Annotated in this window: 4 protein-coding genes; all 4 read left to right on the forward strand. The window is 74.3% G+C overall.

Translation table 11 applies throughout. From position 1 onward, the window contains the following. Window positions 1–16: 16 nt before the first annotated feature. From WMF28_RS40480 to WMF28_RS40495, 4 genes are read left to right on the forward strand one after another with little or no spacing between them, the layout of a single operon-like run. Complete coding sequence (locus WMF28_RS40480; protein ID WP_437599060.1) at window positions 17–238, forward strand: MbtH family protein; 222 nt, start codon at window positions 17–19, stop codon at window positions 236–238. After that, window positions 235–1,281: a TauD/TfdA family dioxygenase gene (locus WMF28_RS40485; RefSeq protein ID WP_437599061.1), complete on the forward strand. Its 1,047-nt coding sequence runs from the start codon at window positions 235–237 to the stop codon at window positions 1,279–1,281. The genes WMF28_RS40480 and WMF28_RS40485 overlap by 4 nt, the downstream gene beginning before the upstream one ends. 9 nt (window positions 1,282–1,290) lie before the next feature. Continuing rightward, window positions 1,291–9,117: an amino acid adenylation domain-containing protein gene (locus WMF28_RS40490; RefSeq protein WP_437599062.1), complete on the forward strand. Its 7,827-nt coding sequence runs from the start codon at window positions 1,291–1,293 to the stop codon at window positions 9,115–9,117. Between the two features lie 3 nt (window positions 9,118–9,120). After that, a complete protein-coding gene (locus WMF28_RS40495) occupies window positions 9,121–15,459 on the forward strand; it encodes an amino acid adenylation domain-containing protein (protein WP_437599063.1) in 6,339 nt (2,112 codons plus the stop codon). The last annotated feature ends 1 nt before the right edge of the window (window position 15,460 follow it).

Genomic DNA, 15,460 nt, shown 5'->3' on the forward strand with positions numbered 1-15,460 from the left:
TCGAACGGAGGAGTCCATGGCCAGCGAAGAGCACGAAGACAGCACCATTTACAAAGTCGTCGTGAACCACGAGGAGCAGTACTCGATATGGCCCGAGTACCGGGAAAACCCGGTCGGCTGGCGCGACGCGGGCAAGGCCGGCAGCAAGGCGGAGTGCCTCGATCACATCAAGGAGGTCTGGACCGACATGCGGCCGCTCAGCCTGCGCAAGCAGATGGAAGAGGGACAGGGGTCGTGAGCGACTCGAGCGCGCTGACCACGTCAGAGGCGACGCCCGAGTCGCCCGAGGGCGCCGCGCGGAGCGAGGCGGCGGGACTCTCGCGGTCGTGCTTCCCCGGCGGCGCGCTGCCGCTCGTCGTGAGCCCGCTCGGCCGCGGCGACGCGTCCAGCGTCCCCGCGCTCGCCGCGGCCATCCGGGCGTGCGCGGACGAGGAGCTGACCCGGCACGGAGCGGTGCTGTTCCGCGGCTTCCCGGTCCGATCGCTCGCCGATTTTCACGCCTTCGTCCGGCTCGTGACGCCGGAGCTCCTCGACTACACGTTCGGGTCGACGCCGCGCTCCCACGTGCAGGACCGGATCTACACGTCGACGGAGTACCCCGCTCACCAGCACATCCCTCTTCACAACGAGCAGTCGTACACGCTCGATTGGCCGCTCAAGATCTGGTTTCACTGCGCGCAGGCCGCGCTCGAGGGCGGCAGCACCCCGCTCGCGGACAGCCGCGAGGTCTTCCGGCGCATCCCGGCCCGGATACGGGAGCGCTTTGCGGCGAAGAAGGTGATGTACGTCCGCAACTACGGGAACGGCCTGGACCTGCCGTGGCAGAAGGTCTTCGGCACGAACGACCGGGCCGAGGTCGAGCGCTTCTGCCGGGCGGCAGGCATCGAGTGCGTGTGGAAGGCCGACGGCGAGCTGCGCACACGCCAGGTGTGCCAGGCCGTGGCCACCCACCCGCGCACCGGAGAGCACGTGTGGTTCAACCAGGCCCACCTGTTCCACGTCTCCAACCTGGAGCCGGCCGCGCGAGAGGCGCTCCTCTCGATCTTCGCCGAGGAAGACCTGCCCCGCAACGCGCTGTATGGAGACGGATCGCCCATCGAGGGCGCCGCGCTCGACGAGATCCGCGAGGTGTACGGGCAGCTCGCCGTGGAGTTCGCCTGGCGAGAGGGGGACGTGCTCCTCGCGGACAACATGCTTGTCGCCCACGGGCGCGCGCCCTTCCGCGGCCCGCGCAAGGTCCTTGTCGCCATGGCCGAGCCGTACCGGGCCAAAGCCTCCTGAGGTTCTTTCATGCGTGAGGATGTCTTCGTTTTTCCGATGAGCTTCGCCCAGGAGCGGCTGTGGTTCCTCGCCCAGCTCGAGCCGGAGAGCGCTTCTTACAACCTGGCCACGGCCGTGCGGCTCACCGGATCGCTCGACGTCGCCGCGGTGGAGCGGTGCCTCTCCGAGATCGTGCGCCGGCACGAGATCCTGCGCACGACGTTCGCCGTCGTCGACGGGCAGCCCTCCCAGATCGTCCAGCCCGACGGGGCGGCGCGGCTCGAGCGGCTCGACCTCGGCGTCCTGCCGCCGGCGCAGCGAGACGCGGAGGTCCGGCGCCTGATCGAGCGCGAGGCGCGGCGGCCGTTCGACCTCACGAGCGGCCCGCTCCTCCGGCTCACGCTCCTGCGGCTCGGATCGGAAGAGCACGTCCTCCTGTGGGTGGTCCACCACATCGTCTTCGACGGGTGGTCCACGAGCCTGGTCCTCGGCGAGTTCGCCGCGCTCTACACGGCGTTCGTCGCGGGCCGGCCCGCCCCGCTCGCCGATCCGGCGCTCCAGTACGCGGACTTCGCGCACTGGCAGCGCCAGCGCGTCGAGGGCGGATTGCTCGAGACCCAGCTCGCCTACTGGACGAGGCAGCTGGCAGGACAGCCGGGGGTGCTGGAGCTGCCCACGGATCGCCCCCGGCCGGCGACCCAGCGCTACCAAGGAGCGCGGCGCTTCTTCCGCGTGCCCGGCGCGCTCGCCGCGGAGCTCGGCGCCCTGGCGCGGCGCGAGGAGACGACCCTGTTCGCGGTGCTGACGGCGGCGTTCCAGGCCCTCCTCGCCCGCCACGCGGGGACCTCCGACGTCAGCGTGGGCACGCCGGTGACGAACCGGAGCCGGGCCGAGCTGGAAGGGCTCGTCGGCTGCTTCGCCAACACCGTCGTGCTCCGCACCGATCTGTCCGGGGATCCTTCGTTCGCGCAGCTGCTCGGCCGGGTCACGCGGACCGTGCGCGCGGCGCAGACGCACCAGGAGGTGCCGTTCGACCAGGTGGTGGAGGCCGTGAGCCCGGTCCGCGACCTGAGCCACGCGCCGCTCTGCCAGGTGATGTTCGCGCTCCAGCCGGTGCTCCGGCAGACGCTCGAGATCCCGGGCCTCGGGGTGCGCCTGCTCGATCTGGACGTGGGCGGCGCCCAGTTCGATCTGTCGCTCGACGTCGCGCCCGACGAGGACGGGCTGGCGGCCGCCCTCGAATACGACACCGACCTGTTCGACGAGGCCACGATCGCGCGGATGGCCGACCACCTCCTGCGCCTGCTCGCAGGCGCGGCGGCGAGCCCCGGGGCGCGCCTGTCGGAGCTGCCGATGCTCGCCGCCGAGGAGCAGCGGCAGGTGCTCGGGTGGAGGACGACAGGGGCGCTCCGCGCGACCCCGCGCGCCGTCCACCGGATGTTCGAGGAGCAGGCCGCGCGCGCGCCCGAGGCGACGGCCGTCGTCCACGAGGCGCAGCAGATCACGTACGGCGAGCTCGATCGGAGGGCCAACCAGCTGGCGCAGCTCCTCCGGCGGCGAGGCGTGGGGCCGGAGGTCCGCGTGGGCCTCTGCCTGCCGCGCTCGATCGAGATGATCGCCGCGGTGCTGGGCGTACTGAAGGCGGGCGGGGCCTACGTCCCGCTCGATCCCAACCTCCCGCGGGAGCGGGTCGCCGCGATGATCGACGGCGCCGGGATCCGCGTGGTGATCGCCCAGGGCGACGCGGCGGCCGAGCAGCCCCCCGGCGTGGCGGTGATCCGGCTCGACGCCTCCTTCACGTGCGTGCGCCTCGAGCCCTCCGCGCCGCCGGCCGGCGAGCCGGCGCCCGAGCAGACGGCCTACATTCTCTACACGTCCGGCTCAACCGGGACGCCCAAGGGCGTCGTGGTCCCGCACCGGGCGATCGCGAGCTTCGTCGACGTCGCGGCGGGGGTCTACGAGATCTCGTCGCGCGACCGGGTGCTGCAGTTCGCGTCGCTGAGCTTCGACGCGAGCGCGGAGGAGATCTTCCCGTGCCTCGCGCGAGGCGCGACGCTCGTGCTGCGCACCGAGGCGATGCTCGAGTCGGTCGCCGGGTTCCTCGCGGCGTGCGGCGCGTGGGGCGTGACCGCGGCGGTGCTGCCGACCATGTACTGGCACCGCATCGTCGCGGAGCTCGGCGAGGGCGCGGCCCTGCCGCCGCGCCTCCGGCAGATCGTCATCACCGGCGAGGCGGCCTTGCCCGAGCGGGTGAGCGCCTGGCGGGCGTCGCCCGACGCCGCGCGCGTCCGCCTGCTGAACGCCTACGGCCCGACCGAGACCACCGTGACCGCGACGGTCGGCAACCTGTCGGCCGCCGTGGACCCGCGCGAGGCGTGGGCGGTCCCCATCGGCCGGCCGCTCGCGAACACGCGCGCGTACGTGCTCGATCCCGCCGGGAAACCGGCGCCGGCCGGCGTCGTCGGAGAGCTGTACCTCGGAGGCCAGGGGCTCGCGCGCGGGTACTGGGCGCGCCCGGATCTGACCGCGGAGCGCTTCGTCCCGGATCCCTTCGCGGACCGGCCAGGAGAGCGGCTCTACCGGACGGGGGACCGGGCGCGGTGGCGCGCGGACGGGCAGCTCGAGTTCGCCGGCCGCGTGGATCACCAGGTGAAGCTGCGCGGCTTCCGGATCGAGCCCGGGGAGATCGAAGCGCGGCTCGGCGAGCAGCCCGGGGTGCGCGAGGCGGTCGTGATCGTGCGGCAGGATCGGCCGGAGGAGCGGCGGCTCGTGGCGTACGTCGCGGCCAGCGCGGACGTGGCGCCGGAGGAGCTGCGACGCGCGCTCAAGGAGCAGGTGCCGGACTACATGGTGCCGTCGGCGTTCGTGGTGCTGGAGGAGCTGCCCCACACGCCCTACGGGAAGATCGACCGGCGCGCGCTGCCGGCGCCGGCCGCGCCGAGCGGCGAGGCGGCGACGCCGCGCACCGAGGCCGAGGTGGCGCTCGCGGGGATCTGGGCGGCGCTCCTGGGACGGCCGGCGGTCGGGATCCAGGAGAACTTCTTCGAGCTGGGCGGCGACTCGATCCTGGCGCTCCAGGTCGTCTCCCGCGCGCGGGCCGCGGGCCTCGCGCTCACGCCGCGGCAGCTCTTCCAGCACCAGACGATCGTCGATCTGGCCGCGGTGGCGGCGCTGGCCGCGGTGGCGGCGCCGGCGCCGGCGCCGGTCGCGGAGCTCGCCGGCGACGCGCCGCTCACGCCGATCCAGCGCTGGTTCTTCGAGCTGGGCGGGCCGAACCCGCACCACTGGAACCAGACGGTGCTGCTCGAGCTGCGGCAGCGGATCTCCGTCGAGGCGCTCACGGCCGCGGTCCAGGCCACGGCCGACCACCACGGCGCGCTGCGGCTGCGGTTCACGCGCGAGGCGGGCGGATGGCGCCAGCGCACCGCGGGATCGGCGGGCGCGGCGGTCGCGCGGGTCGACCTGTCGGACCTCCCCGCCGAGGCGCAGGCCGCGGCGCTGGCCAGGGCGGCGGGGGAGCACCAGGCCCAGCTCCACCTGGCCGAGGGGCCGCTCCTCCGCGCGGTGCTGTTCGATCTGGGCCCGGAGCGCCCGGGCCGCCTCCTCCTTGTCGCGCACCACCTCGTGGTCGACGCGGTCTCGTGGCGGATCCTGCTCGAGGATCTCCAGACCGCCTACCGGCAGCTCGGCAGCGGCGAGGCGATCCGGCTGCCGGAAGAGACCCTCTCCTTCGGCGAGTTCGCCCGGCGCCTGTGCGCGCACGCCCGATCCGAGGCGGCGGCGCGGCAGGCCGAGGCGTGGCTCGCCGCGAGCCGCCCCACGGCGGCGCTGCCCGCGGACGATCCGGCCGGCGGGTCGCTCGAGGCGGAGACCGTCCATCTGACCCAGTTCCTCGCCGCCGAGGACACGCGCGCGCTGCTGCAGGCGACGCCCGCGTACCGGATGCGCGTGGACGAGATCCTGCTCGCGGCCTTCGCCGGGGCGCTCTCGCGGTGGACGGGCGATCCGGCCGTGCGCATCGACCTGGAGGGGCACGGGCGCGACGCGCTCGACGACGTGGATCTCTCCCGGGCGGTCGGGTGGTTCACGAGCATCTACCCCGTCCGGCTGGAGGTCCCGGCCGGCGCGGCGCCCGACGGCGTGCTCAAGGCGACGAAGGAGCAGCTCCGCGCCGTCCCCCGGGGCGGCGCCTCGTACGGGGTGCTCCGGTACCTGAGCGAGGACGAGCGCGCGGCGCGGCTGCGCGAGCACGCGGCGCCGCAGGTGAGCTTCAACTACCTCGGGCAGTGGGACGACCTCTTCGCGTCGAGCCCGCTGTTCGCGCACGCCGAGGGCGACGTCGGGCGCGCCCAGGATTTGCGCACGCCGCGGGGCTACGAGCTGGAGGTCGACGCGGCCATCGTCGACGGGCGCCTCCGCGTGATGTGGAATCACAGCGGCGCCCGCTACCGGCCCGAGACGATCGCGCGGCTCAGCGAGGACTTCGCGGCGCGGCTGCGCGCTCTCGTCGCGCACTGCCTGGCGCCGGACAGCGGAGGGTACACGCCCTCGGACTTCCCCCTCGCGCGGCTCGACCAGGCCAGGCTGGACCGCCTGCTGGGGGCCGGCCGCGACGTCGAGGACGTCTATCCCTTGAGCCCGCTCCAGCAAGGGCTGCTCTTCCACAGCCTGTGGGAGCCCGGCTCCGGCGTCTACGTCGAGCAGGTGACGTGCCGGCTGGAGGGCGCGCTCGACGTGGACGCGTTCCGCAGGGCCTGGGAGGCCGTGGTCCACCACCACGGCGTCCTGCGCACGACCTTCGCGTGGGAAGGGGCCGACGAGCCGCTCCAGGTCGTGCGGCGCGGGGGCGCGGTGGAGGCGGTGGCGATCGAGATCGAGGACCTCCGCGGCGCCGGGGACGAGGAGCACCTGGCGCGGGTGGCCGCCCGGGTCGACGCGGATCGCGCGAGGGGCTTCGATCTGGCGCGGGGCCCGCTGATGCGCGTCTCGCTCCTGCGCCTCGGGGACGAGGCGTACCACGTGCTCTGGAGCCACCATCACCTGCTCCTCGACGGGTGGGCGGCGTCCCTCGTGCTGCAGGACGCCTTCGTCGCCTACGACGCCCTGCGCAGCGGCCGCGCGATCGCGCTGTCGGCTCGCCGGCGCTATCGCGAGCACATCGCGTGGCTGCGCGAGCGGGACGCCAGCGCCGAGGAGCCGTTCTGGCGAGGCGCGCTCTCGGGCTTCAGCGCGGCGACGCCGCTGCCCCTCGACCGCGTGACGCGCGAGGCGTCGACCGACGAGGCGCCCGGGTACGGGGCGAAGATCGTCGCGCTGTCCGGGTCGGCCACGGCGCGGCTCGTGCGCTTCGCGCAGCAGCACCGCGTGACGACGAGCACGCTCGTCCAGGCCGCCTGGGCGCTCCTGCTCAGCCGATCCGCCCGCAGCGACGACGTGCTCTTCGGGATCACGGTGGCCGGGAGGTCGGCTCCGCTGGCCGGGATCGAGGCGATGGTGGGGCTCTTCATCAACACCCTGCCCCTGCGCGTGGCCGTGCCGCAGGCCGCCACCGTCGCGAGCTGGCTGCGCGATCTCCAGAAGACGATCACCGAGCTCGGCGCCCACGAGCACACGCCGCTCGCGCAGACGCGGACGTACAGCGCGATCCCGGCGGGACAGCCGCTGTTCGAGAGCTTGCTCGTCTTCGAGAACTATCCCACCGATCCTCGGACCCAGGAGGGATTGCCCGGCCTCGGCGTCCGCGACGTCTCGTTCGCGGACCAGACAAACTACCCGCTCACCCTGGGCGTCCTGCCGGGAGGCCAGCTCCAGCTCCGCCTGTCCTATGACCGGCGGCGATTCGACGAGGAGACCGCTTCCCGCCTGCTCGGCCTCGTGGAAGGGGCGCTCCGGCAGCTCACCCGCCGCCCCGAGGCGCCCGTCGGCGAGCTCTCGCTCCCCGGCGAGCTGGAGTCCCGGCGCGTCGTGACGGAGTGGAACGCGACCGAGCGCGCATATCCGGACGGGCGGCGCGTCCACGAGCTCTTCGAGGCGCAGGCCGAGCGAGCGCCGGACGCCGTGGCCGTTATCTTCGAGGAGAAGCGGCTGAGCTATCGAGAGCTGAACGAGCGCGCCAATCAGGTGGCGCGCGCGCTCAGGCGGCGCGGGGTCGGGCCGGACGGGCTCGTGGCCATCGCGGCGGAGCGCTCGATCGAGATGGTCGTCGGGCTGCTCGGCGTCCTGAAGGCGGGCGGGGCGTACGTGCCGATCGACCCGGAGTATCCCGCCGATCGGATCGCCTTCATGCTCGAGGACGCGGGGGCGCCGGTCTTGCTGAGCCAGCGGCCCGTCGCGTCGCGCCTGCCCGCGCACCGCGCCGAGGTGCTTTGCCTGGACGAAGGCCGCGCCGAGATCGACAGGGAGCCGACAGGCAATCTCGCGACCCCGGTGTCGCCGGACAACCTCGCTTACACCATCTACACCTCGGGCTCGACCGGGCGGCCCAAGGGCGCCGGCAACAGCCACCGTGGCCTGCTCAACCGCCTGCAGTGGATGCAGGAGCGGTACGGGCTGACCGCGGAAGACCGCGTATTGCAGAAGACGCCGTACAGCTTCGACGTCTCGGTGTGGGAGTTCTTCTGGCCCTTGATGACCGGCGCGGGCCTCGTCGTCGCGAGGCCCGGCGACCACCGCGACGGCGAGCGGCTCGTTGAGCTGATCACGCGCCACGGCGTGACCACGCTGCACTTCGTCCCCCCCATGCTCCAGGCGTTCCTCGAGACGGCCGGGGCGGCGTCGTGCCTGTCGCTGCGGCGGGTCATCTGCAGCGGCGAGGCGCTGCCTTCGGAGCTCGCGCGGCGGTTCTTCGAGCGGCTGGGCGCCGAGCTCCACAACCTCTATGGACCGACCGAGGCATCCATCGATGTGACCTCCTGGGCCTGCCGGCGAGACGACGCCTCGGTGCCCATCGGACACCCGATCGCCAACACGCAGGTCTACCTGCTCGATCGCCACGGCCACCCGGCGCCGGTGGGCGTCGCCGGGGAGCTGTACATCGGCGGCGTCGGGCTCGCGCGCGGCTATCACCAGAGGCCCGCGCTGACCGCGGAGCGCTTCGTGCCCGATCCGTTCGGGTCCACGCCCGGCGGACGGCTGTACCGGACAGGAGACCTGGCCCGCCACAGGCCCGACGGAGCCATCGAGTTCCTCGGCCGCCTCGACCACCAGGTCAAGATCCGCGGCCTGCGCGTCGAGCTCGGCGAGATCGAGGCGCGCTTGCTCCAGCACCCGGATGTCCAGGAGGCCGTCGTTGTCGCGCGCGACGAGGCCCACGGCGGCAAGCGCCTCGTCGCCTATGTGGCCGGCCGCGACGGGTCGGCCCTCGACCCGGAGGCGCTGCGCGGGTGGGTCGGCGAGGCGCTCCCGGCGTACATGGTGCCGGCGCCGATGGTCGTGCTCGAGCGACTGCCGCTCTCCCCGAACGGCAAGGTCGACCGCCGCGCCCTGCCCGCGCCCGAGGCGGCGGCGCTCGGCCATCGCCCCTACGTCGCGCCCCGGACCGAGGCGGAGCGGATCCTCGCGGAGGTCTGGGCGGAGGTGCTGCACCGCGCGCAGGTCGGCGTCGAGGACAACTTCTTCGAGCTGGGCGGCGACTCGATCGTCACCCTGCAGGTCATCGCGCGCGCCGCCCAGCGGGGGCTGCGCCTCTCGCCCAAGCTGCTCTTCGAGCACCCGACCGTGGCCGAGGCCGCGGCGCAGCTGACCGTGACAGCCGCGCCGATGGAGGCGCCGCCCGCGCCGCCGCCCGCCCCCGAGTCCCCCGATGCCGGCCTCTCCGCGGAAGAGTGGAGCGATCTCCTCGACGAGCTCCAAAGGTGAACCGTGTCTACCAAGCCTGATCCCTCTGCCAACATCGAAAGCGTCTATCCCCTCTCCCCCATGCAGGAGGGGATGCTGTTCCACACGCTCCTCCGCCCGTCCTCGGGCGTCTACCTCATGCAGAATCGCTATCGCATCGATGGAGATCTGCAGATCGACGCGTTCGAGCGGGGCTGGCGAGAGGTGGTGGCGCGACACGCGATCCTGCGCACCTCCTTCGTCTGGAGGAGCCAGAAGCGCCCGCTCCAGGTCGTCCACAAGGCGGTGGAGCTGCCGTTCGAGGTGCTCGACTACCGGGGCCTCACCGCAGAGGCCCAGGAGGCGCGCATCTCCATGGAGCTCCGCGACGAGCTCGACCGGGGGCTCGACTTCGGCAAGGCGCCGGTGATGCGCCTCCGCCTCGTCCGGCTGGGCGACCGGACTCACGAGCTCGTCCACAGCTTCCACCACATCCTCCTCGACGAGTGGTGCACGTCGCTCCTGATGATGGACTTCCTCGCACACTACGAGGCGCTGGTCCGGGGCGACGCGTCGCGCCCGGCGCCCGCGCGCCCCTACCGCGATTACATCGACTGGCTCGGGCGGCGAGACGTCCCGGCCGCAGAGGCGTTCTGGCGGGGCGCCCTCGAGGGCTTCGGGGCCCCGACGCCGCTCGGGTTCGAGGAGCGCTCCGCCGACGCGGCGGCCGCGGATCACGGCGAGATCGACGACCTCGTGATCCGGCTCGGCGCGGCGCCCACGGCCGCGCTGCGCGCGCTCGCCCCGCGCCATCGCCTCACGCTCAACACGATAGTCCAGGGCGCCTGGGCCCTGCTCCTCAGCCATTACAGCGGCGAGCCCGAGGTGCTCTTCGGCGTCACCGTCGCCGGGCGTCCCCCGGAGCTGCCTGGGGTCGAGTCCATCCTGGGCCTCTTCATCAACACGCTGCCGCTGCGCGTCCCGGTCCCCCCGGACAAGCCGCTCCTGCCGTGGCTCGCCGCGCTCCTCGATCGGAACCTGGCGCTGCGGCAGCACGAGCACACGCCGCTCGTGGACATCCAGCGCTGGAGCGCGATCGAGCGCGGACAGCCGCTGTTCCAGAGCCTCTTCGTGTTCGAGAACGCGCCGGTCGACCCCGCGCTCCGCGAGGGGCGGATCGTCTTCCGGGTCGGAGACGTCCGCGACCGCGTCCACACGAACTTCCCGCTCACGATCATGTCGTGGCCCGACGCCGAGCTGCCCCTCAAGCTCTCCTACGATCGGTCGCGCGTCCGGCCCGAGCTCGCCGCGCGCCTGCTCGGGCACCTCGGCGCGCTCCTCGAGGGCATGGCCGCGCGGCCCGACGCGCGCCTCGGCGATCTGCCGCACCTCACGCCGGCCGAGCGGCAGCAGGCGCTCGTCGCGTGGAACACGACGCCCGCGGCCCCGGAGGACCTCTCCTCCTACGCCGCGCGCTTCCGCGCCCAGGTCGCGCGGACCCCCGACGCCGTCGCCGTGTCCTGCGCGGATCGGCGGCTGACCTACGCCGCGCTGAACCGCGACGCCAACCGCGCGGCGCACGCGCTGCGCGCGCGTGGCATCCACCCCGAGCAGCGGGTGGCGCTGCTCGACGAGCGGGGCATCCCGCTGCTCACCATGATCCTCGCCGTGTTCAAGGCCGGCGGGGCGTACGTGCCGCTCGATCCCGCCTACCCGGCCGAGCGCGTGGCGCAGATCCTCGCGTCGAGCGAGCCCCGCGTCGTGCTGACGCGCGATCGGCACCGCGGCGCTTTGGAAAGAGCCATTACTATGCTGCCCGAGGCGCGCCGGCCGGCGATCGCGACCCTCGAGGGCGCCCTCGACGAGGCCTCGTCCGACGAGGACCCGGAGGAGCGCGGCGGACCGGGGCACCTCGCCTACGTCATCTACACGAGCGGCTCCACCGGGGTGCCCAAGGGCGCGATGGTCGAGCGGCGCGGGATGCTCAACAACATGCTGAGCAAGATCCCGCGGCTCGGCCTCGCGGCGGGCGACGTCATCGCGCAGACGGCGTCGCCGTGCTTCGACATCTCGGTCTGGCAGTTCCTCACCGCCCTGCTCTTCGGGGGCACGGTCGACATCGTGCCCGACGAGATCACGCGCGATCCGGCGCGCCTGCTCGAGCACGTCGAGCGCCGGGGGATCGCCGTCGCCGAGGTCGTCCCCGCCGTGCTCCAGGGCATGCTGGACGCGGCCCTCGAGCGCCCCGCGCCGCCGGCCCTCGCGCGGCTGCGCTGGATCCTGCCGACCGGCGAGGCGCTCCCCGCCGCGCTCGCCCGGGCGTGGCTCGACCGCTACCCGGCGGTGCCCCTCATGAACGCGTACGGGCCCGCGGAGTGCTCGGACGACGTGGCGCTGCACCCCATCACCGCGCCGCCCGCGGCGCACGAGACCGAGGTCCCGATCGGGCGGCCGGTGGACGGCCTCCGGCTCTACGTCCTGGACCACCTGCTCGCCCCGTCGCCGGTCGGCGTGGGCGGCGAGCTCTACGTGGGCGGCATCGGCGTCGGGCGCGGCTACCTCGGCGAGCCGGGCCGGACCGCCGCCGCGTTCCTCCCCGACCCTTTCAGCCAGGCGCCGGGGCGCCGGCTCTACCGGACCGGGGATCTCGGTCGCTACCGAGGAGACGGCACGATCGAGTTCGCCGGCCGGCGGGACCACCAGGTCAAGCTGCGGGGCTACCGCATCGAGCTCGGCGAGATCGAGGCGCGGCTCGCCGAGCACCCCGCCGTGCAGGAGGCCGCGGTGCTCGTCCGCGAGGACCGACCGGGCGTGCGGCGGCTCGTCGCCTACGCGGCCGCAGGCGCTGCGGCGCCGGCCGCGGAGGCGCTGCGCGCGTGGCTCGCGGAGCGCCTGCCCGAGTACATGGTGCCGGCGGCCTTCGTGTTCCTGCCGGCGCTCCCCCGCACGCCGAACGGCAAGGTGGACCGGCGCGCGCTGCCCGCCCCCGAGTCCGGCGACGCGCGGAGCCACGTGGCGCCGCGCACGGCGACCGAGGAGCTGCTCGCCGGGATCTGGGCCGAGGTGCTGGGCGTGGAGCGGGTCTCCGCGGAGGACTCGTTCTTCGACCTCGGCGGCCACTCGCTGCTCTTGACGCAGGTCCTCTCGCGCGTGCGCCGCGTGCTCGACGTCGAGCTCCCGCTCCGCGCGCTCTTCGAGACGCCGACGGTGGCCGCCCAGGCGCGCGCCGTCGAGGCGGCCCGGCGCGGCCCGCTGGCCCCGCCGGCGCCGCCGCTCCTCGCCGCGCCGCGGAGCGGCCCGCCGCCGCTCTCCTTCGCGCAGGAGCGCCTGTGGTTCCTCTCCGAGCTCGAGGAGACCGCGGCTTCCTACAACGTCCCGGCGGCGGTGCGCCTGCTCGGGCCGCTCGACGTGGCCCGCCTCGAGCGCAGCTTCGCCGCGGTGGTCCGCCGCCACGAGTCCCTGCGCGCCACGTTCGAGGAGCGCGACGGCCGGGCGGTGGCGGTCATCCACGCCGAGCAGCCGGTGACGTTCTCCGCCGTGGACCTCGGCGCCGTGCCCGAGGAGTCGCGCGAGGCCGAGGCGCTGCGGCTGCTCGAGGAGCAAGCCCGCCGGCCCTTCGACCTCCGCCGCGGGCCGCTGCTCCGGATCGCGCTCGCGCGCCTCGGCGAGCGCGAGCACCTCCTGCTCGTCGTCCTCCACCACATCGTGTCGGACGGATGGTCGATGAACGTCCTCGTCCGCGAGGTGGCGGAGCTCTACGCCGCCGACGCGGAGGGGCGCGCCGCGGCGCTCCCGGCGCTCCCGATCCAGTACGCCGACTACGCCCGGTGGCAGCGCGGGTGGCTCACGGAGACGGCGCTCGACCGAGAGCTCGCGTACGTCCGCCAGCGGCTCGGCGCGGAGCCGCCGGCGCTGCGGCTGCCCACCGACAAGCCGCGCCCCGCCGCGCGGTCCTACCGGGGCGCCCGCCTCGACTTCGCGCTCCCGCGCGAGCTCTCCGCCGCGCTCGGCGCGCTCGCGCGCGGCCAGGGCGTCACGACGTTCATGCTGCTCCTCGCCGCGTTCCAGGCGCTGATGGCGCAGAGGAGCGGCCAGACGGACCTCTGCATCGGGACGCCGATCGCGGGCCGCACGCGCGTCGAGGTCGAGGGGCTCATCGGGCTCTTCGTCAACACGCTCGTGCTGCGGGCGGACCTCGCGGGGGACCCGCGCTTCACCGATCTCCTCTCGCGGACGCGGGAAGAGGTGCTGGCCGCGCAGGCGCACCAGGACCTGCCGTTCGAGCAGCTCGTGAAGGCGCTCCGGCCGGCGCGGGATCTCGGCAGCACCCCGCTGTTCCAGGTGATGTTCTCGCTCCAGGAGGCCTCGCGGCGCGCGCTCCCGCTCGCCGACCTCGAGCTCCGGCCCGTCGAGGTGGATCCGGGCAGCGCGCAGTTCGACCTCTCGCTCCACATGGCGACCGCGCCGGAGGGGCTGAGCGGCTCGTTCGAGTACAGCACGGAGCTCTTCGAGGAGGGCACGATCCGCCGCATGGCGGACGACCTCCGCGCCGTGCTGGAGGCGATCGTGGCGCGGCCGACCGCGCGGCTCGGCGAGCTGCCGCTGCCGGCGGCGCCGGCCCCGACGCAGCCCGAGCCGCCCGAGGCGGCGCCGCCGGCGGACGCGGTCCGCGAGGCGGCGCCGCCGGCGGACGCGGGAGGAGCGCCCCTGGACGCCGCTCCCGCCACGGAGGTCGAGGCGCAGCTCGCCGAGATCTGGGCCGCGGTGCTGGGCCGCGAGCGCGTCGGCCGCGACGACAACTTCTTCGAGCTCGGCGGCGACTCGATCCTGAGCCTGCAGGTCGTGTCGCGCGCGAAGCAGGCGGGCCTCCGCCTGACGGCGCGCCAGATGTTCCAGCACCAGACCCTCGCGGAGCTCTCGGCCGCCGCGGGCGTCGCCTCGGCCGCGGCGGCGCCCGGGGAGGAGCCGGCGACGGGCGACGTGCCCCTGACCCCGATCCAGCGGCGGTTCTTCGCGCGCGATCTGCCGAACCCCCATCACTGGAACCAGGCGCTCCTGCTCACGGTCGACGAGCCCCTCGACGGGCCGGCCCTGGAGGCGGCAGCGCAGGCGCTCCTGCGCCACCACGACGCCCTGCGGCTGCGCTACGTGCCGGAGGGAGACGCGTGGCGCCAGACGCACGCGCCCGGCGAGCCCGAGGCCGTCGCGCATCGGGCGGACCTCTCCAGGGTGCCCGAGGCCGACCTGCCGCGGGTGATCGAGGCGCACGCGTCCCGCTGGCAGGCGAGCCTGGACCTGACGGCGGGGCCGGTGCTCCGCGTGGTCGGGTTCGACCTTGGCGCCGGCCGGCCGGGACGGCTCTTGCTGGCCGCGCACCACCTCGTCGTCGACGGCGTGTCGTGGCGGATCCTCCTCGACGATCTCCAGACCGCCTACGACCAGGCCCGCCGCGGGGCGCCGGCGCAGCTGCCCGGCAGGACCACCTCGTTCAAGCGGTGGGCGGAGCGCCTGGAGGCCGCGGCGCAGGACGCCGCCCTCCAGGAAGAAGCGGCCTTCTGGCTCGGGCTCCCCTGGGACCGGGCGGCGCCGCTGCCGGTCGACACGCCGGCGGGGGATCGCGCGGAGACGGCAATGGCCACGGTCAAGGCGGGTCTGAGCGGGGCCGAGACGCGATCGCTGCTGGAGGCCGTCTCGGACGCGTACCGGACGCGCGTCGACGAGGTCTTGCTGGCCGGGCTGGCCCTGGCGCTCGGGCGGTGGACCGGGCAGCGCGTGGCGGCGATCGAGGTCGAGGGCCACGGGCGCGAGGCGCTCGACGGCGAAGACCTGGACCTGTCGCGTACGGTCGGCTGGTTCACGAGCGCCTACCCGGTGCTGCTCGAGGTCGCGCCGGACGCGGCGCCGGGCGCCGTGCTCAGGACGGTGAAGGAGCAGCTCCGCCGCATCCCGCGGCGCGGCCTCCCCTACGGCGCGGTGCGGGAGCTCGGGACGGGGGCGATCGCGGACCGGCTGCGCCGCCTGCCGACGCCCGGCGTCGGGTTCAACTACCTGGGGCAGTGGGACCAGGTGGTGGGCGCCGGCGCGCGGTTCTCCCTGGCCGCGGAGTCGCCCGGCGCCGAGCACGACCCGGGCAGCCCGCTCGCGTACGAGCTCGAGATCGACGCGGCGGTGTACGACGGCCGCCTCGAGGCGACCTTCCGCTACAGCGCCGCGCGGTACCGGCAGGAGACGGTCGCGGCGGTCAGCGCGCTGTGGCGCGACGCGCTGAGAGAGCTGATCGCGCACTGCCTGTCTCCTGACGCCGGCGGCTACACGCCGTCGGACTTCACCGACGTCGCGCTCGCGTCGGACGAGCTGGACTCCATCCTGCAAGCCCTGGACTGAC

Origin of the sequence: Sorangium sp. So ce590 (assembly GCF_051521365.1) — a bacterium.
Taxonomy (GTDB): domain Bacteria; phylum Myxococcota_A; class Polyangia; order Polyangiales; family Polyangiaceae; genus Sorangium.

Excerpts from the sequence above, each read along its gene's own strand:
- WMF28_RS40480 (WP_437599060.1), top strand. The coding sequence starts at position 17 with ATGGCCAGCGAAGAGCACGAAGACAGCACCATTTACAAAGTCGTCGTG.
- WMF28_RS40490 (WP_437599062.1), top strand. The coding sequence starts at position 1,291 with ATGCGTGAGGATGTCTTCGTTTTTCCGATGAGCTTCGCCCAGGAGCGG.